This window comes from Staphylococcus croceilyticus (assembly GCF_002902575.1).
GTDB classification, from domain to species: Bacteria; Bacillota; Bacilli; order Staphylococcales; family Staphylococcaceae; genus Staphylococcus; species Staphylococcus croceilyticus.
Genome location: NZ_PPRD01000048.1, coordinates 1 through 23,971, shown reverse-complemented (window position 1 = coordinate 23,971; position 23,971 = coordinate 1). Strand labels below are relative to the sequence as shown.

The window sequence follows — 23,971 nt, the reverse complement described above, 5'->3', positions numbered from 1 at the left end:
AGGGGATGTACAATGATTCGTTTTTCTAAAGAAGCACCCGAGGCACAAGCATACTGTGATTTAAGAGTAAAAGCAGGCATGAGTCCTAAATCGTTGGAAGCGGCAAACAAAGGATTACCTAATGCGTGTTTCACTATTACGATTTATGATGATGAAAAGTTAATCGGTATGGGAAGATTAATTGGTGATGGGGGCACTGCTTTTCAAATTGTAGATATTGCCGTTGATCCAGATTATCAAGGGCAAGGATATGGTAGACAAATCTTAGAGAAGATTATGGATTATATTGATTCAGTAGCTGAAAAAGGAACGTATGTAAGTTTGATTGCTGACTATCCAGCAGATAAATTGTATGAGAAGTTTGGCTTTCAATCGACAGAGCCTAAATCAGGCGGCATGTATACTGTATATTAAAAATAAGAGCGAAATTCGAAGTGAAGACACTTGCGAATTTCGCTCTTGCTCTTTCAATTGTCTATTCAGCGTTGAAGTCTATAACAATGCGACCTGTATTTTTATGATGTAATACAGTTTCAATAGATGAAGGTAATTCATCAAATGAAATTGAACGCTTAATTTCATGTAATTTATCAGCTTTTAAATCTGTAGCTAGACGTCGCCATACACGCTCACGTAATTTCATAGGTGTAAAGACAGAATCAATACCAACAAGACTTGCGCCTCTTAAAATAAATGGATAAACTGTTGCGTTAAAATCAATGCCTCCAGTCATACCAATTAGCGCCACACCGCCGTTATTATCAATACGATTGATAACATAAGGTGTACCTTCACCACCAATAGGGTCGATAGCAGCTTGCCAAGTACGAGAACCTAATAATGTATCATCATTTTCGGTAATACGGTCAATGATTTCTTTAGCGCCAAAATCTTCAATCTTTTTAGCTGCTTCTTTATTACCTGTACTTGCGACGACTTTGTATCCTAAGTTAGATAACATAAGTACAGCAAGTGAACCTACACCACCTGAAGCACCACGGACAAGCACTTTACCGCCTTCAAGTGTCATAAAGCCCGCTTTTTCTAACTTTTCAATAGCTAAGCCAGCAGTATAGCCAGCTGTACCACAAATCATAGCTTCTTCTAAAGTTAAATTATTTGGCAGTTTTACGACCCAATCAGATTTAACACGCGCGTATTCACTAAAACCACCATAATGGCTTACACCTAAGTCATAACTAGTAACGATGACTTCTTCACCCTCTTCAATGGTAGGGTCGCTAGATTCTACTACTGTTCCTGCTAAATCAATACCAGGAACCATTGGATATGATTTAATTATATGATTGTTATCAGTTGTAGCTAATGCGTCTTTATAATTAATACCTGAATAATGGACTTTAATTAACACTTCACCTTCAGGTAAATCATCAGTTGTCATTGTTTTAAAGTCACTCTTCACGTTGCCATCTTTGTCTTTATCAACTAAAAATACTTTAAATTCAGTACTCATATCTTATGACTCCTTTAAAAGTTATTAATAGATATAAATTATTTACTCCTCAAAATAAGATAGTATGCTTAGAATATCTTATTGAATCATTATATCTTAATTATTAGTAATAAAGCAAACGATAAAAATCAAGCTAATTAAAATTAAAATAGAATTGTTATTGACACAAAATGGGGACAAACTTATAATTATTTTGATAATGATTATCAATTGAAACTGAAGAAGAAAAACTACTATAATAATTGATATTTTGGGATAACTCATATTTTATAAAAGGATTATTATAAATGATAAAAAATCAGTGGCGGTTGAATAATTACCTATAATTTATTGAGGTGGACAGTTTATGAAGAAATTACCAACTATTCTATTAGCATCATCATTATTATTAGCAGCATGTGGCAACGATAATAATGGAGATAATGGCCAAAGTAAAAAAGATTCTCAGTCACAAAGTTCAAGTAGTAAAAACAATGCGGCTTTGAACAAAGCTACGAAAGAATACGAAAAATACACAGATAATCAATTAGATAAATTCTTAGAAGGTACAGAAGAATTTGTATCTGCAATTAAAAATGACAATATGGAAAAAGCAAAAGAGCTTTATCCTAAAGTACGTATGTACTATGAACGTTCAGAACCAGTTGCTGAAGCATTTGGTGATTTAGACCCTAAAATTGATGCTCGTTTAGCAGATATGAAAGAAGAAAAGAAAGAAGACAAGTGGAGCGGTTATCATAAAATTGAAAAATCACTTTACCAAGACAACAAAATTGATGCCACTACAAAAAAAGATGCTGATCAATTGTTAAAAGATGCTAAAGAGTTGGACGCTAAAGCTGATACTTTAGATATTACACCTAAATTAATGTTACAAGGTTCAGTTGACTTATTAAATGAAGTATCTACTTCAAAAATAACTGGTGAAGAAGAAATTTATTCACACACTGATTTATATGACTTTAAAGCAAATATTGAAGGTGCTCAAAAAATCTATGAATTATTCAAACCTGAATTAGTGAAAAAAGATAAAAAATTAAGCGATGATATTCAAAAGAACTTTGATAAAGTAAATAGTTTATTAGATAAATACAAAGACGGCGATGGATATAAAGACTATAGCGCTGTAACTAAAGAGGATAGAAAAGCATTATCAGATGCAGTGAACTCACTTGGTGAACCTTTAAGTAAAATGGCTGTGGTTACAGAATGAGTAAAATAGACGATCAACAACCAACACAAGTTTCAAGACGTTCTTTTTTGAAAATGCTTGGAATTGGTGGAGCAGGCGCAGTAATTGGTGCAAGTGGCGTGGGAAGTATCTTTTCATTTAAATCAATGTTTGATACGCCAGAAGATGAGGGTAAAGATGCTTTCGAATTTTATGGACGTGTGCAAGCTGGCGTTACGACACCTACACAAAAGAATTGTACTTTTGTAGCTTTAGACTTAAAAAGTAAAGACAAAAGCGCAATTAAAGATATGTTTAAAAAGTGGACGGACATGTCTGTCAATATGACAGATGGTGCGCCAGCTGAAAAAGATAGTCAAAATGTGTTATTACCTCCAGTAGACACAGGCGAATCTATTGGTTTAGGTGCAAGTAGATTAACGTTAACGTATGGCGTAAGTAAATCATTTTTGAAAAAACTAGGTATGTCATCTAAAATTCCAAAAGATTTTAAAGATTTACCTCATTTTCCAAATGATCAATTAGAAGATGAATATAGTGATGGAGATATTATGATACAAGCGTGTTCAAATGATCCGCAAGTTTCATTCCACGCGGTTCATAATTTAGTCCGTCCATTTAGAGATATTGTCAAAATGAGATGGTCTCAAAATGGTTTCGTATCAGGAAAATTAAAAGAAACGCCTAGAAATTTAATGGCTTTTAAAGATGGTACTGTTAACCCTACTAAAAGTGATGAACTTAAAAAATATGTATTTATTGATGACGGTTGGGCTAAAAATGGTACATATTGTATTGTAAGACGTATTCAAATTCACATTGAAACTTGGGATCGTACATCTTTAGAAGAACAAGAGGCAACATTTGGACGAAAACGTGATACTGGTGCACCTTTAACAGGTAAAAAAGAATTTGAAAACTTAGATTTAAAAGCAAAAGATGCAAGCGGTAATTACATTATTGATCCGAATGCTCATGCACGTTTAGCACGTGAAGCTAATACATCTATTAAACGTCGTGCTTATAATTATAGTGATGGTACTAATGCGAAGACTGGTAACTTAGAAGTAGGTTTAATCTTTACTTGTTTCCAAAAATCTACGCAACAATTTATTGATATTCAAAATAATTTAGGCCATAGTGATAAATTAAATGAATATATTACACATAAAGGTTCTGCATCATTTCTTGTATTACCAGGTGTTCAAAAAGGAGGTTATTTAGGTGAAACACTTTTCGATTAAACTCCTTTTAGTAGTGGCACTTCTTTTCACAGTGCTAAGAATCACACCAACACCGGTACATGCTGCGGATGATAACTCAATTAGTGACGTTTATGTGGCTATTACGGACGCAAAGTCAACGCTACAAGATAAGGATAAAAGTGATAAAGATAAACAAAAAGCAGTAGAAGATGTTAAATCTAAAGTTAACGATTTAAATATTAAAAATAATAAAGAAGGTAAAGAGGTTAAATCTAAATTAAAAGATTTAGACCACACATCTTCCACCGACAAACAAGCTGATCAACTTTCAGAATTAACCAAATCACTGATTGCTTATGAAAATGTAGAATCCTCATCTAATATTTCAGGAGAAATTAAAGAGTTAAAACAACAAGTTGATTCTAAAGATGCACAAGTTAAAAAAGCGATTAAAACGAAAAGTGAGTCTGAATTACAATCAATCAATAATAGTTTGAACCAAATTTGGACAAGCCATGAATCTGCAATTCGTAACTATGATGAAGGTAAATATGGACAAATCGAAGTGAATTTAATGCAACTTCGTGTAGCAACGCAAAAAGAACCTTTAGATACAAAGAAGGTTGAGAATGCTTGGAATACATTTAAATCTAGTATCGATACTGTAGATCAGAAACAATCTAGTGGAGAATCTGGCCAATACAAAGCTTCACAATTAAATGATGAACTAGATAAAGCGATTAAAGGTATTGATGATAATAACTTAAATCAAGCTGATGAAGCATTATCTAAATTCGTGCAAATCTGGCCATATGTTGAAGGCAAAATTCAAACAAAAAATGGTTCATTGTATACAACTATCGAAGATAAAATTCCATATTATCAAAGTATTTTAGATAATAGTAATAAAGATAGAGTGAAAAAAGGCTTACAAGAAATCAATTCAGATATTAAAGATACAGTAGGTCAAGAAGGATATTCATTCATTGACGTAATGATCATCTTCTTACGTGAAGGTCTTGAAGTACTCTTAATTATCATGACACTAACTACAATGACACGTAATGTTAAAGATACAAAAGGTACTGCAAGTGTTATTGGCGGTGCTATTCTTGGTTTAATACTAAGTATCACGTTAGCAGTTGTGTTTATTCAAACGTTGGGTAATAATGGTATCTTGCGAGAAGGAATGGAAGCAACACTCGGTATCATTGCAGTTGTTCTTATGTACGTGGTAGGTATTTGGATGCATCGTCGTTCAAGTGCGAAGCGTTGGAATGATATGATTCAAAATATGTATCAAAATGCTATTAGTAATGGTAACCTTGTTCTTTTAGGAACAATTGGTTTAATTTCAGTCTTACGTGAAGGTGTAGAAGTAATCATCTTCTATATGGGTATGATTGGTAGTATCACTACGACAGATTTTGTAATTGGTATCGCATTAGCAATTGTGATTTTAATCATCTTCGCATTGCTATTCAGATTTATTGTTAAACTTATACCAATTTATTATATCTTCAGAGTGCTTTCAATTTTAATCTTTATTATGGCATTCAAGATGCTTGGTGTAAGTATTCAAAAATTACAATTATTAGGTACTGTGCCACATCATGGTATTGAAGGTTTACCGACAATTAGTTTCATTGGATTCTATCCAACGGTTGAAACAATTGTTGCTCAATTAATTTACATTGTGCTGATTATTTTCTTCATTTTCAAAAATAGAAAAGATAAAAAAGAACAACGAGTAAAATAAGAATTAAATAATATAAAGAATCCTCGAACTTAACATTATGAGAAAGTTCGAGGATTTTTGTATATTTACGTTTATTTAAATATCAATTTCGTTGTGTAACTTTGGCAATGACCATACTAAATTCAAATAGAATAATTAATGGTAATGTTAACAATAAATTTAATGTTAAATCAGGCGGTGCAACAATACTTGCTGCGACAAAACAACCAAAGTAAACATATTTACGATATGTTTTAAGTTCTTTAACATCTATTAGATCTAATTTGGCTAAGCCTAAAAATAGTGTAGGCAACTGGAATAGAACGCCAAAGATTAATAGCCATCTTATTAATTCATGTAAATATGCTTGAAACCCTATCACAGGTTGAATACTTAAAACGGTTGAAAGGGTTAATGAAAAATTAATAACTAGTGGGAAGCCAATGAAGAATGCGAATGCTACTCCAATAAGAAATAATACAGCACACCAAATACTGTATTTATAAATAAATCGACGTTCGTGTGGATGTAAGCCAGGTGCGATAAATGCCCATAAATGATAAAAGATAAATGGCATAATCAAACATAGCGCCACAAAGAAAATAATCATAATGTATATTTGAATCATTTCAGTGAATGAAAATGCATGAAGGGTTACATGTGCCCGTTTAATATAATGGATAAATGGTTTCATCCACCAATGTGATGAAATATAAACAATGATAGTTGAAATAATAAAAGCAATAAACACTCTGACGATTCGTACTCTTAATTCATCAAAGTGTTCAAGTAATGTCGAATTATTTTGATTGTTCTCGTTGTTGTTTTGACTCTTTACTGGGAGTATCGTGTACATCATCTGAGTCTAAATGTTCAGCAGCAGATTTAAATTCTTTTAATGTGCTACCAATTGCTCTACCAAATTGTGGTAATTTTTTAGGTCCAAAGATAATCAAAGCGATAATACTGATAATGACTAGACTAGTTGGTCCAGTGATACCTACTACAAATAAATCTTGAAACATTTGAAAAAACCTCACTCTAATTTATACTTATAACAACTATACTTTATACTCATTGATAAATATTATCAATAGTAATTTAAGACGTTCACAAATTAATTATAATTAATGGTTTGAAAATCATTGCACAAGGAATGAGGTGTTTAAATTCTTGAAAGGCTACTATAGATGGGGAGAGGGAGAAATAATATGGCTGAGCATATTGAAGAGATACACAAAAATGAAGTAACTGAGTTAAGACACATAGCAGAGACGACATTTTACGAAACGTTTAAAGAAGAGTATTCAGAAGAAAATTTTCAAAAATTTTTTAAAGAAGCTTACAATGAAGAATTATTACTATCTGAACTAGATAACCCTAATTCATTTCATTATTTTTATAAAGTAGATAATGAAATAGCTGGATATTTAAAGTTAAATATTAACGAGGCTCAAACTGAACCTAAAGGTGTTGAGTATTTAGAAATACAACGTATCTATTTTTATAAAGGACATCAAGGCGGGGGAAGAGGGAATGCTTTTATTAAATTAGCACTTGAGAAAGCACGTGAATATCATAAATCTAAAATATGGTTAGGCGTATGGAAGTATAATGATAAGGCATTGGCATTTTATAAGCGACATGGCTTCGAAGTTACTGGTGCACATGATTTTGTAAATGGTGATATTGTAGATACCGATCTTATTATGGAACGAAATGTGTAAAAATGTTACTAGTATAAATGAACATATAATTATAAAAACCGTTAAGACTCGAAATATCGAATCTTAACGGTTTTTCATTAATGGTTATCATTTAAAATATCACGCATGAGTTGTGTTAATTTTTTTAAAGATTGATTATTTTCATTTACTAATGGGTGGTGAGGGATATCAGATAAGTTATGATTTATTAAATTGTTAAGTAATAAATCTTCATCCGTATACCACACTTTAGATAAACTTTGCATCACATCTTCATAAACGCCACGTTCATCTTCATAAGCTTCGTGATTAGGTGTATATAGGCAAACCTTTTTCCCAATTGTTAAAGCATCAAAAATAATTGAAGAATAATCTGTTAAGACTACATCAGCAATTAATAATAAATCTTGAGTTTCAATATGGCTAGGTGCCTCAATAACGTCATCTGGCACTTGAGCCTTACTTTCAACATGGCTTTTATAAATCACGTAATATTGTTCTAATAACTCAGGTGTAATAGTCAAAGTAGCATCTTCACTGTTAGAGGCATGCCATGTAGGCGCATATAACAGTACTGGTTTTGTACGTTCAATGCCAAGTTCATTTTTGACTTTTATATGATGACTTTGGTCATTAAGTTTATGTAATAAGTGACTAATTCTTGGGTAGCCATATGGAATAAATTGTGTATTTTGATTTGGAAAAGCTGTTTCAAATAAGCCTTGTGAGTTAGCAGAATCTAATAAAAAATAATCTTGTTGTAACCATTTGTTATATTTACGTGCTTTATAGTTATAAATATTTTTATTTTGATCTGGCTCATGACTATCTAAAAATAGTTTTTTAATAGGTGTGCCATGCCATAGTTGGATAACTGTACCATTTGGTTTATAGTCGTCAGGTAAATAACTCTCAACGACTACGATTTTAGCACTTTCAATTAATTCTTTATTTCCTTCCGCTTCGGGCGGTAAAAAATAAGGACCACGGCGATCATTCGTTATAAAGTATGCTTCAGTAGTAGGGTTACGTTTAACGAAATAATTAAATAAATACTTCGAATTGCCTCTGTAACCATAATCAAAGCCTAAGAAAACAATATGATCTTTCACTTGAGATTTATCTTTTTCATAAATATAACTCAAATTACGATGATTTTTAACAGCACGTTGATGCATTTTATGATACATCCATTTAGGTAATTTAAATTTAGTAGTAACTAGCCAACTTTCGGCAAAACGCATTTCATCTTCTTTGCCAGGAAATCTAAATTTATTGAATGGAACTGGATGACCATGTATATAAGCTAATTTATTTAAGTCAAAATGATTAATCAATTTAACTTCATGAGTATCTAATGACTTCCAAAATACTTTGCTTGTTGGCATTTCATTGTTGAAATCAAAAACGACATGGCCATCTATGTCTATTTCATTCTTCAAAGCGGTAATGACCGCTAAGTCCATAATAGAGTGAATATCATATTTAGCTAAGTGTAAAAGCGTTGCATCGATATTATAAATAAAATTGGGATAATGATTAATATTTTTCATCCAAGATAAAAACGTAAGTTTATCGTCACCAAAATATCGACAATCATTTAAATACATGCCGTCAATTGTATAATCCACTGCAATAGAGTTATCCGATAAAACCACGGCTTCAAGCATATCTTGATTAATTTTAATCTCATTAGAATATGGAATAAAATGTGAAAAACCTGCCGATTTCGCTTTATTAAGTTGTAGCTCAAGATGTGCCATATTAGAAATATTTATTTGTTTAATCATCATACATTATCCTTTTGCTCGTAAATTTCATATATATATTTTACCACGTGCATTAAAAAAAATCATAGTTACAAAGACATGCAAAAGAGAATGGTTGTTATTCATCTAATACTTAAATCTATGAAAAGTTTAGATTTTATTATATTTGTTAAGAAATTCACAAAATTTTAGTTAAAAACGCTATATAGTATTGTCAATTAAATAGAAAGGTGTTATATTTAACTTGTGAAAAAGTTCACAATATGAAAATTGTGAAATCTAGCATGATTAACTTGTCGACAAAATATTAATTATGTAGTGAACTGTATGAGGTTGAAACGGTCGCAGAGGACGTCCAGACCTTGTCAGATGAACGCTCTAGATAATTCATTAAAAAATAAGGAAAGAAGAGTCAAAATTATGTTAGTTCAAACATTTAACCCCTTCGATAACTTAGTGTTATCCAGCTTAATTGCAGCGATTCCTATTATATTATTCCTATTATGTTTAACAGTCTTTAAAATGAAAGGGATTTATGCTGCTATTACTACTTTAGTAGTGACATTACTTATTGCGGTGCCATTCTTCAAATTACCAGTAGGGATTGCTTCTGGGGCAGTTGTAGAAGGATTCTACCAAGGTATTATTCCAATTGGCTATATTGTTATGATGGCCGTACTATTATATAAAATCACTCAAGAATCAGGACAGTTTAATACAATTCAAGATAGTATCACTAGCATTTCACAAGACCAACGTATTCAACTTTTATTAATTGGTTTTGCATTTAACGCATTCTTAGAAGGTGCAGCAGGATTTGGTGTACCTATTGCAATCTGTGCATTATTATTATCACAACTTGGATTTAGACCATTACAAGCAGCGATGCTTTGTTTAGTTGCCAACGCAGCTTCAGGTGCTTTTGGCGCTATTGGTATTCCAGTAGGCGTAGTTGATACTTTACATTTACCAGGTAGCGTACACGCGATGGGTGTTTCTCAAACATCTACATTAACTTTAGCCATCATTAACTTCTTTATTCCATTCTTATTAATTTTTATTATCGATGGTCTTAAAGGTATTAAAGAAACATTACCGGCTATCTTAGTCGTTTCAATCACATACACAGTTTTACAAGGTTTATTAACAGTATTCAGTGGTCCAGAATTAGCTGATATTATCCCACCTTTAGCTACAATGGGAGCTTTAGCTGTATTCTCTAGAAAATTCCAACCAAAAAATATTTATCGTGTACAAAAAGATGTTGAGCCTGAACCGGTTAAGCATCATAGTGCAAAAGAAATTATGTATGCATGGAGTCCATTTATAATTTTAACTGTCATTGTAATGATTTGGAGTGCTCCATTCTTCAAAAAATTATTCTTACCAAATGGCGCTCTTTCTTCATTAGTGTTTAACTTTAACTTACCAGGTACATTTAGCGAAGTTGCACATAAACCAATTATCTTAACATTTAACTTTATTGGTCAAACTGGTACTGCTATCTTATTAACTATTATTATTACAGTATTAATGGCTAAAAAAGTAAGCTTTGGTGATGCAGGTCGTTTATTCGGAGTAACATTCAAAGAATTATGGTTACCAGTTCTTACAATTTGTTTCATCTTAGCTATCTCTAAAATTACAACTTACGGTGGTTTAAGTGCTGCAATGGGTCAAGGTATCGCTAAAGCAGGAAATGTCTTCCCAGTATTATCACCTATCTTAGGTTGGATTGGCGTATTTATGACAGGATCAGTTGTTAATAACAACTCATTATTTGCCCCAATTCAAGCGTCAGTAGCGCAACAAATTGGAACTAGCGGTTCATTACTTGTAGCTTCTAATACAGTTGGTGGGGTAGCTGCTAAATTAATCTCACCACAATCAATTGCGATTGCGACTGCAGCCGTTAAAGAAGTAGGTAAAGAATCAGAATTACTTAAAATGACTTTACGATACAGCATCGGATTATTAATCTTTATCTGTATTTGGACTTTCATCCTATCATTAGTCTTATAAGCATAATAAAAAATTGTAATTTGAGCGATGTTGCTCAAATTACAATTTTTTTATGTCTTTATTTAATTTTTCATGAAATAGCAGATATAAATTTGCCGTATACTTCGTCTGCTGAATATTGTTCAACTGTACGATGACTTTCATTTATCATATTGTCAGATTCATCAATATGGTTAATTGTAATATCTATATATTTCGCTAGAGAATTAACATCTGCATAATCTGCTAAATATCCATTAACACCATGTTTAATTAAACTAGCAGGGCCTAAAGTATCTTTGAAGCTGATCACCACATTATCTTGTGCCATTGCTTCTAAGATGACCATGCCAAACCCTTCATTCCGTGAAGGTACAACAGTGATTTTACTTTGTGCAAATTTTTCATTTAATTGTTGAGTAGCAGGGTGAAGCGTAATAATATCAGTAAGATTATAATTATTAATTAATTGTTGAAGATTTGTATGTTCTTGCCCATCTCCATATAATTCAACTTTAAAGTGAGATTGACGAATAGAACTTTGAATTCGTTGAATGCTCTCTATTAAAATATCAAAGCCTTTTTCATGCTCTAATCTTCCAGCACTCATAATAATATTTTCTTTAGGAATAGAAAGTGCTTGCGCATTAATAATATTAGGCACAGTAAAGACTGGCGTAGTAATAAGTTCTTGATATTTGTGTTGATCATTTGAAGTTAAAGTAGTGATCACATCTAATTTATCATACGCACTAATCATTTCACGTTGATATTCTTTCGGATATGCCTCTAAATTCATATGTTCCATGCCAACAGTAGTAATATTTGCAGAATGATATTGAGCTATTAAAATATTAAAACTCGCTCTCGTACCAACTAACACATCGGTATTAACTTTCTTAATCGCTTTAATTATTTTACGTTCTATATAGCTTGAAAATTGATTTAAACCTGGCTCATATTTTGATAGGCGAGTCGGCTTGAAAAAAGGTGTATAGCGATTTAAGCGATTCATTACTATCGAGCTTATATTTTGAGGTTTTAAACGATAATCGATTAACGTTTTGACATGAATTGCATCATCTAATTCAAAGTAAGGTTTATCTGCAGCTCTAAAGATAGAAATAATTTCTACATGATGACCTTTATTTGATAATGTATTAGCAAGTTCAGTCACTGCTTTAACAGTACCGCCTAAAGCATAAATATTATGCATTAAAAAAGTAAATGATTTCATGATTACACCTCAAATTTCTTAATTTAAAAAAATTATAGCATGTGTGACTTCATAAGTAATAGATGTTAAATAGCAGGTCACTTAATAAAAAGTAAATTTAGTGTAAATAGGGAACAGTAACTTAAATAATGTAATAATTAGTATAAACACTTTTTTCAATGAAGAATTATGTATATAATTAAGGTAGTTGTTAAAAAGTCGATTTACGTTTTTACGTAAAATTAATATTAAAAATTTTTATAAGAAAAAGAAAGCGTTTTAATTTATTAGGCCAGGGTTTTAACCTATCGACTAAAGATGTGATTATAAAAGGGGGACTGTGTTGTTATGAGTTCACAACATAGCAAAACAGATGTCATCTTAATTGGTGGCGGAATTATGAGCGCAACATTAGGTACATTATTAAAAGAGTTATCACCAGAGAAAGAAATTAAAATTTTTGAAAAGTTAGAACAATCAGGAGAAGAAAGTTCTAACGTATGGAATAATGCTGGTACAGGACATTCAGCATTATGCGAATTAAACTATACTAAAGAAGGTAAAGATGGCTCTGTAGATATTAATAAAGCTATTAAGATTAATGAACAATTCCAAGTGTCAAAACAGTTTTGGGCACATTTAGTAAGAACAGGCCAATTAGACAACCCAGGTAATTTTATTCAATCTGTGCCACATATGAGTTTCGTAAAAGGTATTTTTAATGTTCAATTTTTGAAAAGACGTGTGGAAGCACTTAAAAAGAACGTTTTATTCGAAAAAATGGATATTACTGAAGATAGAGAAAAAATGAAAGAATGGGTACCGTTAATGATTGAAGGTAGAACATCTAACGTACCGATTGCTTTATCTCGTGATGAATCAGGAACAGATGTTAACTTTGGTGCATTAACTAAAAAATTAATTTCTAATTTAAAAGAACGCAATGTAGAAGTGCAATATAAACAAGAAGTTGAAAATATTGAAAAGCTTGATAACGGTAACTGGAAAGTGACAGTTAAAGATTTAAAATCTGGTCAACGTCATACGTACGAATCAGAATTTGTCTTTATTGGTGCAGGTGGCGCAAGCTTGCCATTACTACAAAAAACAGGTATTAAACAATCTAAACATATTGGTGGTTTCCCAGTAAGTGGATTGTTCCTACGTTGTACAAATAAAGACGTCATTGAACGTCACCACGCGAAAGTTTATGGTAAAGCAGACGTAGGTGCACCGCCAATGTCAGTACCTCACTTAGATACTCGATTTGTAAATGGAGAACGTTCACTATTATTTGGGCCATTCGCAGGATTTTCACCTAAATTCTTAAAAACAGGATCAAATTTAGATTTAATTCGTTCTGTTAAACCAAATAACGTAGTTACAATGTTAACTGCTGGTGTAAAAGAATTTAACTTAACGAAATATTTAGTTTCTCAACTTATGTTAACGCATAAAGAACGTATGAATGACTTACGTGTCTTCTTACCAAATGCGAAAGATGAAGATTGGGAAGTCATTGTAGCGGGTCAACGTGTACAAGTGATTAAAGATACTGAAGATAGTAAAGGTAACTTACAATTCGGTACAGAAGTAATCACATCAGATGATGGCTCATTAGCAGCGTTACTTGGTGCTTCACCAGGTGCATCAACTGCAGTAGATATTATGTTAGATTTATTACAACGTTGCTATGGTGCAGAATTTAAAGGTTGGATTCCGAAAATTAAGGAAATGGTACCATCATTTGGATTAAAATTAACTGAACATGAAGATGTATATAGAGCAGTTCATAAAGAAGTACAAAAATATTTAAACGTGAAATAATAAATAGAAGCGGATATCTATTAATGAAAGTGAATTCATTAAATAGATATCCGCTTTATTATTAATGTCTCATTTCACTAAGGCGTTCATTTATTTCTCTAACGTATCTTTTATTTTTCCAATAATGGAAGGCCCAAATAAATATATAAATAATAACAAAATAGAAAGTATAAATTAAAATATTTATTAATGAGGGTGTAAACCAGCCAGCTAGAACTGCGATAGGCAAAAGGCCTATATAGCTACATATAAAGTGGAAAAATGTAGTACGTGTAACGCTCCAATCAGTATAAGTATAAATAAAACTTGTTAAATAAAATAAAAGTCCAACCATTAACCACAGTAAAATCGCAATAATCATAATAGTAGCTTCACTAAAATGATGATAATAAAATCTCCCCATTGTTGAAATCGGTGATAAAGGATAATACTGCCCATTAGCACTAATATAGCTGAAAAAAATAGAGCATGTTAAACCAATTAATAAAGAGACGCTAGTGAATCTATAGAATTTTGTCATAATGAAAGTCTCTCCTTTATAGATTTTAAATATCTTCTTGAGGAGTAAGTATAATTTGCATTATCCAAATACATTCGTATAAGACCATTAGGTTCTAATTGTAATTTTTTTATCTTATCAATATTTACTATCTCGGATTTTGAGATTCTAATGAACGAGGTAGGTAAATATGACTCCAATTCATATAAACGTTCTTTTAACACATAATTTTGGTTGTTGAGGATGGCTACAACTTGGTTTTTATACGTGCGAAAGCTAGTAATCATTTCAACATCTAGAATATGAATCTCACCATTATATTTACCATTTAATTGTTTAAGTTTATTTAAATCTTCGATGCTCTTTATAATTTGTTGGATGTCACTATCAAATTGTGGCCCATGGATAGCAACAAATTTTTCTTGTTCCTCTGGTGAAATAAATAATTTAAGTTTCATGCAATTTCTCCTCCTCACACTTATTTAACCATTTTCAATTGTGATTTTTCGTTTAAAAATGTAAGTGGTAGAATAATTTGAGTGAGTGGTTAAAATTATTTCTTAATAGGTAATTTTTTTGATGATGAGTCTCTAATTATGTTCTTCTTTTAATCTAATAGTAAATGTTGTACCTATATGTTCAGAACTTGATACTAAAATAGTGCCCTCATGAAGTTCTATTATTGCTTTTGTTATAGCTAAGCCTAAACCATTACTATTTTGGTGTGTATTAAGTTTATAAAAACGGTCAAAGAGATGTTGCTGTGCTTCTTCATTTATAGGAGTACCTTCATTCGATACTGTAAAGGTAATCTTTTCATTATCAGAAGTGAGCGTCACATCAATCGTACTATCAGTTGGCGCATATTTGACTGCATTTTGAATTAAGTTAAAAAAGGCTTGATATAATAAGCGACTATTTCCTCGGAAATAAATATCTTCTATTTCTGATAACAGCATTAGGTTTTTATCATCAAGCGCAAACTGTTCGTGACGAATAATGTCAGTAATTAGAGCAGTTAAATGAATCTCATCATTGAATTTTAAATGCTGAGCATTATCTAGTTCAGAAAGTAAAAGTAACTCTCTAGTTAAATCGCTTAAACGTGTTACTTCAGAATGGATATCATTAATATACATATTCCGACTTTGATCAGTTTTAGCTTGTTGTAATTCACTAAGTAATCTTTGTATATGTGTTAATGGTGTTTTGATTTCATGTGAAACGTTTTGTACGAAATGTTGGCGCATATCATCGACTTGCTTTAAAGATTGGCGCATATCATCAAAGCGATATTGTAGTGTACCAATTTCATCGTGACGTGTCTGTTTAATTGGAGTATCAAAATCACCATTTATTAAGCGCTCAGTAGCATTTTTTAAAAGTTTTACCGGACGGATAATCGAATATGTTGAGAGAATAACAAGTGCGATAGAAATCATAAGCAATAATCCTAGAAGTACACCCAAAAAGATACGGAATTCACTAAAAGTATGACCAATATCAGGGCGCATAAACACTGCAATAGGTTGATGTTGGTGCGTAAATTTTACCCCAACCGTATTGTTAGTTTCATTATCGAAAAAGCCTGTGACAAATAATTCATATGGCTTATTTTTGATGCCATGAAAGTCTTGCCCTTGTAATACTTTATTTATCGAAGCATCGCTAAGGTTATCCTTTCGAAAAGGGTGGCCATAAAAAGATTTATGATGATGCTTGTCCACTGTCATAATTTGATAGTTCATTTGACCTAAATGTCGAAAATACGCATCTAAATCTGAAGAATCAAAATGCTCATTATAGGAACGCGCTTCTTTTAATGTGCGCATTATCTTAGCATCATTACTTGGTTTTAAATTGAAATGATAATAGATATTGGTAAATAGAAAACTGACTAAGGCGCTAAACAAAATTACGGTAATAGTATAAATGGCGATTCGGCTATACAACGTTTTAAACATCATGACTCACCCTATAACCTTGTCCCCTGACAGTTTGAATATGTATATTTGCCTGTAATTTAGTTAAACGTTGTCTTAAACGTTTGATATGAACATCCACTGTGCGCTCATCACCTTCATAATCAAAGCCCCAAATCTTCTCTATTAATACATCACGCGTAAAAATTTGTTTAGGCTGACTACATAATAAGAAAAGTAATTGAAATTCTTTCGTAGGTAGATTCATTTTTCTATTATTTACTGCTACTTCCATATACGATTCGTTCAATACTATATTACCGATTTGAATTTCACTTTGGGCATTAATTTGATAACGACGTAACACAGCTTGAATACGAAACAATAATTCTTTCACTTCAAAAGGTTTAGTTACATAATCGTCCGTTCCGCTTACGAAGGCATGTTCCTTATCACTTAATGCGTCTCTTGCCGTCAACATAATTACCGGAAGATTGAAATTATCCTTTAACGTCTTACAAAGTTTAAAGCCATCTATCCCTGGCATCATTATGTCCACCACAGCAATATCTACTTGATGCGTATTTAAGTAATCAAGTGCCGCTTCTCCACTTGATTGTGTAATCGTATGAATATGATTTGCCTCTAAATGTGTGGAAACGTAATGTAATAGCTTTAAATCATCATCTACAATTAAACATTTCACCATGTGTGCTCTTCTCCTTTATATTTTAGAATAATTATACGAATAACTCATTAAGAAGACAATTCCTCTAATCGTTCATATTCAGTTCACATTCCACGATTAAGCTATGTACATAACGTCGTAGTGGGGAGGAATTATATATGAACTTAGCATGGAAAGAAATGAGATTTTACAAATTTCGCTATGCTTTAATCATGTTAATTATATTTTTATTAGGAATTATGGTGTTATTCATAAGCGGTTTAGCACAAGGCTTGGCCCGTGAAAACATCTCACTTTTAGATAATATGAATACACGCTATTTTATCACAGAAGATATGAAAGAGACTAAAATTGAAAGTTCTCATTTAACAACAAAACAGCAAACTCAAATTGAGGATATAATTCATCAGCAGCCAACCAAATTAGGGCCACAAACGCTGAAACTTCAAAATCAAGATCAAGATGTTTTAACGTATACAACATCATCAAAGTTGCGTCCAAAACTTGAAACGGGTTCATATCCAAACAATAATAATGAAATTGCTATTAATCAAAAATTAACGGGCGAACATATTAAAGTAGGAGATAAAGTAACATTTAAAGGCCATCATCAACAGTATAAAGTGAGTGGCATCATTGAGGATACAATGTATGCCCATAGTTCAATGATTTTAATGACAAAAGAAGGATTTAATCAAATCAATCAACAAGTTTCAACATTTTATCCAATAACCGATTTAAATAAACAACAATTAGATAAACTTAATTCCCTTAAAGATGTGAAAGTGAGTACGCAATCTACACTAACTGACAATATTGCTAGTTATAAAGCAGAACAATTACCACTTACTCTTATGATTGCAAGTTTATTTATTATTACAGCTATCGTGTTAAGTACTTTCTTTTATGTCATGACCATTCAAAAGATTTCTCAAATAGGGATTTTAAAGGCAATAGGTATCAAAACACGTCACCTATTGTTAGCGCTAGTATTACAAATTGTAATGACCACGTTGATTGGCGTATTTCTAGCTATTCTTATAATTGAAGTATTGCAGCTTCTTATGCCAGTTTCTATGCCGTTTTATTTAAATACAACTAACATTGTAATGATGATAGTGATATTTTTAATCGTTGGATTTATAGGAACGATTCTTTCATTTATTAAAATCTTGAAAATAGATCCTATCGAAGCAATTGGAGGTGGAGAATAATGACATTACAACTTGAACATATTACTAAATCATTTGGTAAAGGGAGTTCACAAACCAACGTTTTAAAAGATATTAACTTTACAGTTCAACCTGGCGAATTTGTTATCTTAAATGGCGCATCTGGTTCAGGTAAGTCAACACTTCTTAATATATTAGGTGGATTACTAAGTGCTACAGAAGGCGAAATTCTATTTCGTGACGAGCCTTTATTTTCAAAAAATAAAAACAAAACAATATTAAGACTTAAAGAAATTGGATTCATCTTTCAATCTTCGCACTTAGTGCCATATCTTACAGTTAAGGAGCAATTAACGATTGTGGCAAAAGAAGCGGGTGAATCTACTAAAATAGCTAAACAACGCGCGGAGCAATTACTTAATGAAATAGGGTTGAAGCATCGATTAGACGCTTATCCGCATATGTTGTCGGGTGGGGAAAAACAACGTGTAGCAATTATGCGTGCGCTCATGAATCAACCTAAACTATTGTTGGCTGATGAACCAACTGCTAGTTTGGATGCTGAACGTGCTTTAAGTGTCGTAGAAATGATTAGAAATCGCGTCAAAAGTGATAACATCATTGGCATTATGATTACGCATGACCAACGATTATTTGAATATGCTGATCGCATTATTCATCTTGAAGACGGAAAAATAACTTCATAAAATTGAAAAGCCCATAGATGGATTGACCATCTATGGGCTTTGCTATGTGTGTATCCATAATTTAAAATATGATTAAAATTGAAATAAAGAATATAATCGCAAAATAAAAGGCTAAGAGTAGTTTATATTGATACATTAAGGCCAAGAAATCACGTACTAAAGCGATATCGAAAAAGTGATAAGGCGTGTGACTGCCAATGCCTTCCATATTTAATCGAACTGAGCGCGCAAAATGTAAGCCTCTTAAAATATGAAATTGGCTTGTGACACAAAGCATTTTGGCTGAACGTGAAAAGTGATCAGCGATAATATCTTTCGAAAACACAAAGTTTTCATAAGTACTCGTAGATTGGTCCTCCACCAAAATAGAAGAAGCGGGAACCCCATGTTCAATTAAATAACGTTGCATAGCTAAAGCTTCTGTTATTGGTTCATCTGGTCCTTTACCGCCACTTACTAGGACCTTGCAATTTGTTGATTGGCTTTCTAACACATGTAACGCGCGGTCTAAACGATCGGCTAACATAGGTGTGACTTGTTCTGAGAAAATGCCTCCCCCTAAAATCATGATTAAATCATATTGCTTCGTCGTAATCGTACGTCCAAATGCAGAAGACCATACCATGTAAAGTATAAAAGAATAACACGCGCTGAAGGCAATCATAGATAACCATAAGAAGACACCATTTACTATAGGAATAGGGATGGTACTAATATAAAATAAAATCGCAATAATTAAGGCGCCATGTATAAGATGCTTAAACATTTTGCGTAAAAACTTAGCACCCTTTTTCAAAGTGAAAAGATGACTGTGTTTTATGAACAAGCCAAAAACGGCAATAATCATAATGATAAGTAAACCAAGCGGTAACGTCATTGTGAGAAGATTGATTACATTTATAATAAAACATAGAATGATTGTTAAAATAAACGCAGGCAAATTGAGTAAATAATTTACATTTAATAACACGCCTAACGTAATGAATAAAACAATGATTGAAAAAATGATCGCAAGCATAATTAGGACCTCGTATATATTTGTCTATTTAACTGTAATTGAAAGCTTTATGTTTTAGCAACCATTATTACTGAAATATAGTTTTCAAGCGTAACGATTATTGATATTATTTAACAGAATATATAGAAATTATTTGAGTTTACAACAAGGAGCTAGGCCATGAGCAGAATTTCGAAAAATCATATAGAATTTATGAAACGTTTTATTGATGATACAAATACGTTAACTGCTAAACTATTGAAAGATCAGCAAATTAAATATGGTATCTCAATGGAACAATCTAATGTGTTGCGACTATTGAGTCATCATCATGCCTTATCTATAACTGAAATTACGGAAAAACAGGGCGTCAATAAAGCGGCAGTTAGTCGTCGTATTAAGAAACTCATTGATGGTGGATTTGTAGAATTGCAGAAGCCTAATGATAAAATAGACCAACGTTTAAAATATGTGATTTTAAGTGACAAAGGCCGTCAATACACTGAAGAGAATAATGAAATTGTGAGTAATATTGTTAATGATATGGTAGAAGACTTATCAAGTCAGGATATTGAAAAGGCATTAAATGTGTTATATATCATTGATGAACGTTTGAAAAAGTATAATGCGAAAATTTAAAATGAAATAATAGACATCTCAAATTATATTACAATTTTCGGAAAAATGATTATAATACTTAGATAGAAAATGATTAAATGGAATAAAAACAACGTAAAAGTGTTTCTATATAAACTATCTATATTATAATAAAATTATGATTATGAAATTATTAACATCATGCGAGGGGAAGTTGGTGATTAAATGAAAAAATGTCCTAACTGTGGTCAAAAACTCAAGAGTAAAGAGACGCAAATATGTCCAAATTGTGGTAAACAAATTGATGGAAAAGCCATTAAAAAACGTGAAAATCAAGCCCCTCAAACAGAATCCTCAAATATTAGACTTAGGAAATTTATTCCTTGGGCAATTGTTATATTTATTATTATCTTACTGGTTATTGTCTTCTTTTTAGTAAGAAATTATAACTCTCCAGAGGCACAAACGAAGATTCTTGTTAATGCGATTGATAATAATGATTCACAAAAAGTCGCAACGTTATTAAGCACTAAAGAAACGCATGTGGATGCTGAGGAAGCTGATGAGTATATTGCGTACGTAAAAAGTGAAGTTGGCATGAAAAAGTTTATTCACGATGTTAGAGATAATGTTGAGAAATTGAATAAAAGTGAATCTAAAGAAGCGGCTTATATAAAAACAAGAGCTGGAAATAATGTTTTAAGAGTCAGTAAGAATGGCACGCGTTTTTTAATCTTTGATAATATGAGTTTTACTGCACCGACGAAAGAGGCTGTGGTAAAACCTAAATTAGAGACGAAATATGAATTTAGAGCTGGAGGCAAAAATAAAACAGTAGTCGCTGATGCAAATAAAACGACATCTTTAGGCAAGTTTATCCCAGGTATTTATTCTATAGATGCGGATAAGGAAACAGAATATGGTAAATTCACGGGCCAATTAAAATTCGATTTTAGATATGGTAAAGGCAATACAGTAGAAGTAAATGAGAACTTTAATGAAGCCTTACTTACAGTGAAATTAAAAGGTAAAAGTGATTTAGACGATGATTCATTAAAAGTAAAAATCAACGACAAGGAAATGAAATATTCAACTTCTAGAGAGTATGGCCCTTATCCGCAAAATAAAGACATCGTTGTTTCTGCTTCTGGTAAAGCCAAAGGAAAAACATTTAAATCAGAAACAAAAACAATGAAAGCAAAAGATTTAGGAAATATTAATAGTCTCGAATTAGAATTTGATGATGAAGCGATTAGTGATTATGTTGAGCAAAAGGAAAAAGAAGAAAATAGTTTGAAAAACAAACTGAGTAACTTTTTCAGTGCTTATTCATTCTCTTTAAATACAGCAATTGCGAGTAAGAACTTTGATTTGGTAAGTACATTTTTAAAAGATAAATCAGATATCTATAAAAATATAAAAAATAATTTAGGATCAATTCCTGGATTAACACAGCCAGAAATACTAAGTGCTTCACAAAAAGGGAATAAAATTGAAACAAAAGTACAAGAATTAAACAACAATGGTCAATTCCTAACCACTGATTATGAATTAACTGAAAATAGTGATGATGGGACATTACAACTTGTGAAAGCAAAATAAAGCGTGGGAGAAAGGATTCTTTAAAGAATCTAATCCCACTCTTTTTTTAAATACGTATAAAACTAATGATTTTTACTATTAAATAAAATATGGAGGCTTATATATGAATGAGGAACAGAGACAAAGTAAACATTCGCTATTGTTTATTATTATCTTGGGGGCACTAACAGCTATTGGGGCATTATCCATTGATATGTTTTTACCGGGATTACCTGAATTGAAGAAAGATTTTAATACTTCAACCTCAAATGCTCAATTAACGTTATCTTTATTTATGATTGGATTAGGATTGGGGAATTTATTTGTAGGGCCGATCTCAGATAGTATCGGACGTAAGAAACCCTTAGTTATTGCTATGATTATCTTTACGTTAGCGAGTTTAGGTATTGTCTTCGTTCATAATATTTGGATTATGGTATTTTTACGTTTTGTTCAAGGTTTCACTGGTGGCGCAGGCGCTGTTATCTCTAGAGCAATTGCCAGTGACATGTACAACGGTAACGAGCTAACTAAATTTTTAGCTTTATTAATGTTAGTGAATGGAGTGGCTCCTGTACTTGCCCCTGCACTCGGAGGTTTAATTCTTAGTGTGGCAGTTTGGCGAATGGTCTTCGTTATTTTGACAATATTTGGTGTGTTAATGGTAATGGGGTCTTTATTCAAAGTGCCTGAGTCATTAGCCATCGAACATAGAGATAGTAGTGGGATAGGAGTAATATTTAAAAACTTTAAAAGTTTATTTTCTACACCACGCTTTGTCTTACCTATGTTAATTCAAGGTGTGACGTTTATTATGTTATTTAGTTATATTTCTGCTTCACCTTTCTTAGTTCAGAAAATATATGGCGTCTCAGCTTTACATTTTAGTTGGATGTTTGCAGGCATAGGTATTACATTAATTATCTCGAGTCAATTAGCAGGTAAGCTAATCGATTATATTCATCCACAGAAGTTGTTGCGTATAATGACATTTATTCAAGTTATAGGTGTAGTTATCGTAGCGTTAACACTTATCAATCATTGGCACTTTGCCATGTTAGTCATTGGATTTATCATTTTAGTAGCGCCAGTAACGGGCGTGGCGACTTTAGGATTCTCTATTGCAATGGAAGAACGTACAACTGGAAGCGGAAGTGCTTCAAGTTTATTGGGATTGTTGCAATCATTATTAGGCGGAATAGTCACGCCACTTGTAAATCTTAAAGGGGAATATAATAGTACGCCATACATCATTATTATTTGTATTACTGCTGTAATACTGATTGGTTTACAATTGTTGAATATAAAAGTATTTCAAACGAAACCAGAATAATTCAAACGATAAAAGGAGCAAGAACTTAATTAAAAGTCTTTGCTCCTTTTTAACGTTGTAATTTAAGTGTATTTGCTAATAAAGCATTTGCCACAATCTCAGGACTTTCTTGACAGCCACCTCTTAACCAACTTAAAACTACGCCGGCTTGACCGCTCATGGTGTAGGTAATAAAGAATGTTTTGTTTTGAATAGAAGTTTCATGTTCACCTAAAATTTTAGAATAATAATTCTTAGTAATATCAAAATAATCTAATACTAATTCCTTGTTAGGATGAGAAATAAATATAGCATGATAGAAGGCTTTCTTTCTATATATATACTTCAATATAATATCTGTCTCTTAT

General features: G+C 32.0%; 23 protein-coding genes. 12 read left to right on the top strand and 11 right to left on the bottom strand.

What is annotated here, in order from left to right; translation table 11 throughout:
* Positions 1-12 precede the first annotated feature (12 nt).
* Positions 13-414: a GNAT family N-acetyltransferase gene (locus CD128_RS07015; RefSeq protein WP_103329310.1), complete on the top strand. Its 402-nt coding sequence runs from the start codon at positions 13-15 to the stop codon at positions 412-414.
* Between the two features lie 61 nt (positions 415-475).
* Here the strand turns inward: CD128_RS07015 and CD128_RS07010 are convergent, their stop codons facing one another.
* The gene (locus CD128_RS07010; protein WP_103329309.1) at positions 476-1,474 is read right to left on the bottom strand and encodes an acrylyl-CoA reductase family protein; all 999 of its coding nucleotides are present in this window, start codon (positions 1,472-1,474) and stop codon (positions 476-478) included.
* A gap of 346 nt (positions 1,475-1,820) precedes the next feature.
* Here CD128_RS07010 and efeO point away from each other — a divergent pair, with 346 nt between their 5' ends.
* Genes efeO through CD128_RS06995 form a run of 3 tightly spaced genes read left to right on the top strand, consistent with a single transcriptional unit; the run spans position 1,821 to position 5,630 of the window.
* Complete coding sequence (gene efeO, locus CD128_RS07005; RefSeq protein ID WP_103329308.1) at positions 1,821-2,687, top strand: iron uptake system protein EfeO; 867 nt, start codon at positions 1,821-1,823, stop codon at positions 2,685-2,687.
* Positions 2,684-3,910, top strand: a complete 1,227-nt coding sequence (efeB, locus tag CD128_RS07000; protein WP_103329307.1) for an iron uptake transporter deferrochelatase/peroxidase subunit — start codon at positions 2,684-2,686, stop codon at positions 3,908-3,910. Before efeO ends, efeB begins: the two co-directional genes overlap by 4 nt.
* Positions 3,891-5,630: an FTR1 family iron permease gene (locus CD128_RS06995; protein WP_103329306.1), complete on the top strand. Its 1,740-nt coding sequence runs from the start codon at positions 3,891-3,893 to the stop codon at positions 5,628-5,630. Before efeB ends, CD128_RS06995 begins: the two co-directional genes overlap by 20 nt.
* Positions 5,631-5,712: 82 nt before the next feature.
* Here the strand turns inward: CD128_RS06995 and tatC are convergent, their stop codons facing one another.
* Both tatC and tatA read right to left on the bottom strand, forming a co-directional pair.
* Positions 5,713-6,468, bottom strand: coding sequence for a twin-arginine translocase subunit TatC (tatC, locus tag CD128_RS06990; RefSeq protein WP_231917273.1), 756 nt, complete (start codon positions 6,466-6,468; stop codon positions 5,713-5,715).
* The gene (gene tatA / locus CD128_RS06985; protein WP_103329304.1) at positions 6,410-6,634 is read right to left on the bottom strand and encodes a twin-arginine translocase TatA/TatE family subunit; all 225 of its coding nucleotides are present in this window, start codon (positions 6,632-6,634) and stop codon (positions 6,410-6,412) included. The genes tatC and tatA overlap by 59 nt, the downstream gene beginning before the upstream one ends.
* A gap of 186 nt (positions 6,635-6,820) precedes the next feature.
* On the opposite strand from tatA, the gene CD128_RS06980 reads away from it, so the two are divergent.
* Positions 6,821-7,336 carry a GNAT family N-acetyltransferase gene (locus CD128_RS06980; RefSeq protein ID WP_103329303.1) on the top strand — a complete coding sequence of 172 codons (516 nt, stop codon included), beginning with the start codon at positions 6,821-6,823 and terminating at the stop codon, positions 7,334-7,336.
* A 77-nt stretch (positions 7,337-7,413) separates the two neighbouring features.
* Here CD128_RS06980 and CD128_RS06975 read toward each other — a convergent pair whose 3' ends face one another.
* On the bottom strand, positions 7,414-9,105 hold the full coding sequence (locus tag CD128_RS06975; protein WP_103329302.1) for a CDP-glycerol glycerophosphotransferase family protein: 1,692 nt from the start codon (positions 9,103-9,105) through the stop codon (positions 7,414-7,416).
* A 399-nt stretch (positions 9,106-9,504) separates the two neighbouring features.
* Between CD128_RS06975 and CD128_RS06970 the strand changes: the two genes are divergently transcribed.
* Entirely contained in the window at positions 9,505-11,106 is a 1,602-nt protein-coding gene (locus CD128_RS06970) for an L-lactate permease (RefSeq protein WP_103329301.1), read from the top strand.
* A 70-nt stretch (positions 11,107-11,176) separates the two neighbouring features.
* Here CD128_RS06970 and CD128_RS06965 read toward each other — a convergent pair whose 3' ends face one another.
* Positions 11,177-12,322: a glycosyltransferase family 4 protein gene (locus tag CD128_RS06965; protein WP_103329300.1), complete on the bottom strand. Its 1,146-nt coding sequence runs from the start codon at positions 12,320-12,322 to the stop codon at positions 11,177-11,179.
* Between the two features lie 327 nt (positions 12,323-12,649).
* On the opposite strand from CD128_RS06965, the gene mqo reads away from it, so the two are divergent.
* Entirely contained in the window at positions 12,650-14,128 is a 1,479-nt protein-coding gene (gene mqo / locus CD128_RS06960) for a malate dehydrogenase (quinone) (RefSeq protein WP_103329299.1), read from the top strand.
* A gap of 61 nt (positions 14,129-14,189) precedes the next feature.
* Here mqo and CD128_RS06955 read toward each other — a convergent pair whose 3' ends face one another.
* From CD128_RS06955 to CD128_RS06940, 4 genes are all read right to left on the bottom strand, one after another.
* Entirely contained in the window at positions 14,190-14,648 is a 459-nt protein-coding gene (locus CD128_RS06955; protein WP_103329298.1) for a DUF3021 domain-containing protein, read from the bottom strand.
* Positions 14,645-15,085 carry a LytTR family DNA-binding domain-containing protein gene (locus tag CD128_RS06950; protein ID WP_103329297.1) on the bottom strand — a complete coding sequence of 147 codons (441 nt, stop codon included), beginning with the start codon at positions 15,083-15,085 and terminating at the stop codon, positions 14,645-14,647. The genes CD128_RS06955 and CD128_RS06950 overlap by 4 nt, the downstream gene beginning before the upstream one ends.
* 132 nt (positions 15,086-15,217) lie before the next feature.
* Positions 15,218-16,591, bottom strand: a complete 1,374-nt coding sequence (locus CD128_RS06945) for a sensor histidine kinase (protein WP_103329296.1) — start codon at positions 16,589-16,591, stop codon at positions 15,218-15,220.
* Entirely contained in the window at positions 16,584-17,258 is a 675-nt protein-coding gene (locus tag CD128_RS06940) for a response regulator transcription factor (RefSeq protein WP_103329295.1), read from the bottom strand. Before CD128_RS06940 ends, CD128_RS06945 begins: the two co-directional genes overlap by 8 nt.
* 137 nt (positions 17,259-17,395) lie before the next feature.
* Here CD128_RS06940 and CD128_RS06935 point away from each other — a divergent pair, with 137 nt between their 5' ends.
* Both CD128_RS06935 and CD128_RS06930 read left to right on the top strand, forming a co-directional pair.
* Positions 17,396-18,451 carry an ABC transporter permease gene (locus tag CD128_RS06935; RefSeq protein WP_103329294.1) on the top strand — a complete coding sequence of 352 codons (1,056 nt, stop codon included), beginning with the start codon at positions 17,396-17,398 and terminating at the stop codon, positions 18,449-18,451.
* Positions 18,451-19,116, top strand: coding sequence for an ABC transporter ATP-binding protein (locus tag CD128_RS06930; RefSeq protein WP_103329293.1), 666 nt, complete (start codon positions 18,451-18,453; stop codon positions 19,114-19,116). Before CD128_RS06935 ends, CD128_RS06930 begins: the two co-directional genes overlap by 1 nt.
* A 61-nt stretch (positions 19,117-19,177) precedes the next feature.
* Here CD128_RS06930 and CD128_RS06925 read toward each other — a convergent pair whose 3' ends face one another.
* Positions 19,178-20,134, bottom strand: coding sequence for a YdcF family protein (locus CD128_RS06925; RefSeq protein WP_103329292.1), 957 nt, complete (start codon positions 20,132-20,134; stop codon positions 19,178-19,180).
* A gap of 159 nt (positions 20,135-20,293) precedes the next feature.
* On the opposite strand from CD128_RS06925, the gene CD128_RS06920 reads away from it, so the two are divergent.
* From CD128_RS06920 to CD128_RS06910, 3 genes are all read left to right on the top strand, one after another.
* Complete coding sequence (locus CD128_RS06920; protein WP_103329291.1) at positions 20,294-20,752, top strand: MarR family winged helix-turn-helix transcriptional regulator; 459 nt, start codon at positions 20,294-20,296, stop codon at positions 20,750-20,752.
* 183 nt (positions 20,753-20,935) lie between these two features.
* The gene (locus tag CD128_RS06915) at positions 20,936-22,312 is read left to right on the top strand and encodes a zinc ribbon domain-containing protein (RefSeq protein WP_103329290.1); all 1,377 of its coding nucleotides are present in this window, start codon (positions 20,936-20,938) and stop codon (positions 22,310-22,312) included.
* Between the two features lie 103 nt (positions 22,313-22,415).
* A complete protein-coding gene (locus tag CD128_RS06910; RefSeq protein ID WP_103329289.1) occupies positions 22,416-23,624 on the top strand; it encodes a multidrug effflux MFS transporter in 1,209 nt (402 codons plus the stop codon).
* A gap of 49 nt (positions 23,625-23,673) precedes the next feature.
* On the opposite strand, the gene CD128_RS06905 is transcribed toward CD128_RS06910, so the two are convergent.
* Complete coding sequence (locus CD128_RS06905) at positions 23,674-23,952, bottom strand: TetR-like C-terminal domain-containing protein (protein WP_231917271.1); 279 nt, start codon at positions 23,950-23,952, stop codon at positions 23,674-23,676.
* Positions 23,953-23,971: the final 19 nt, after the last annotated feature.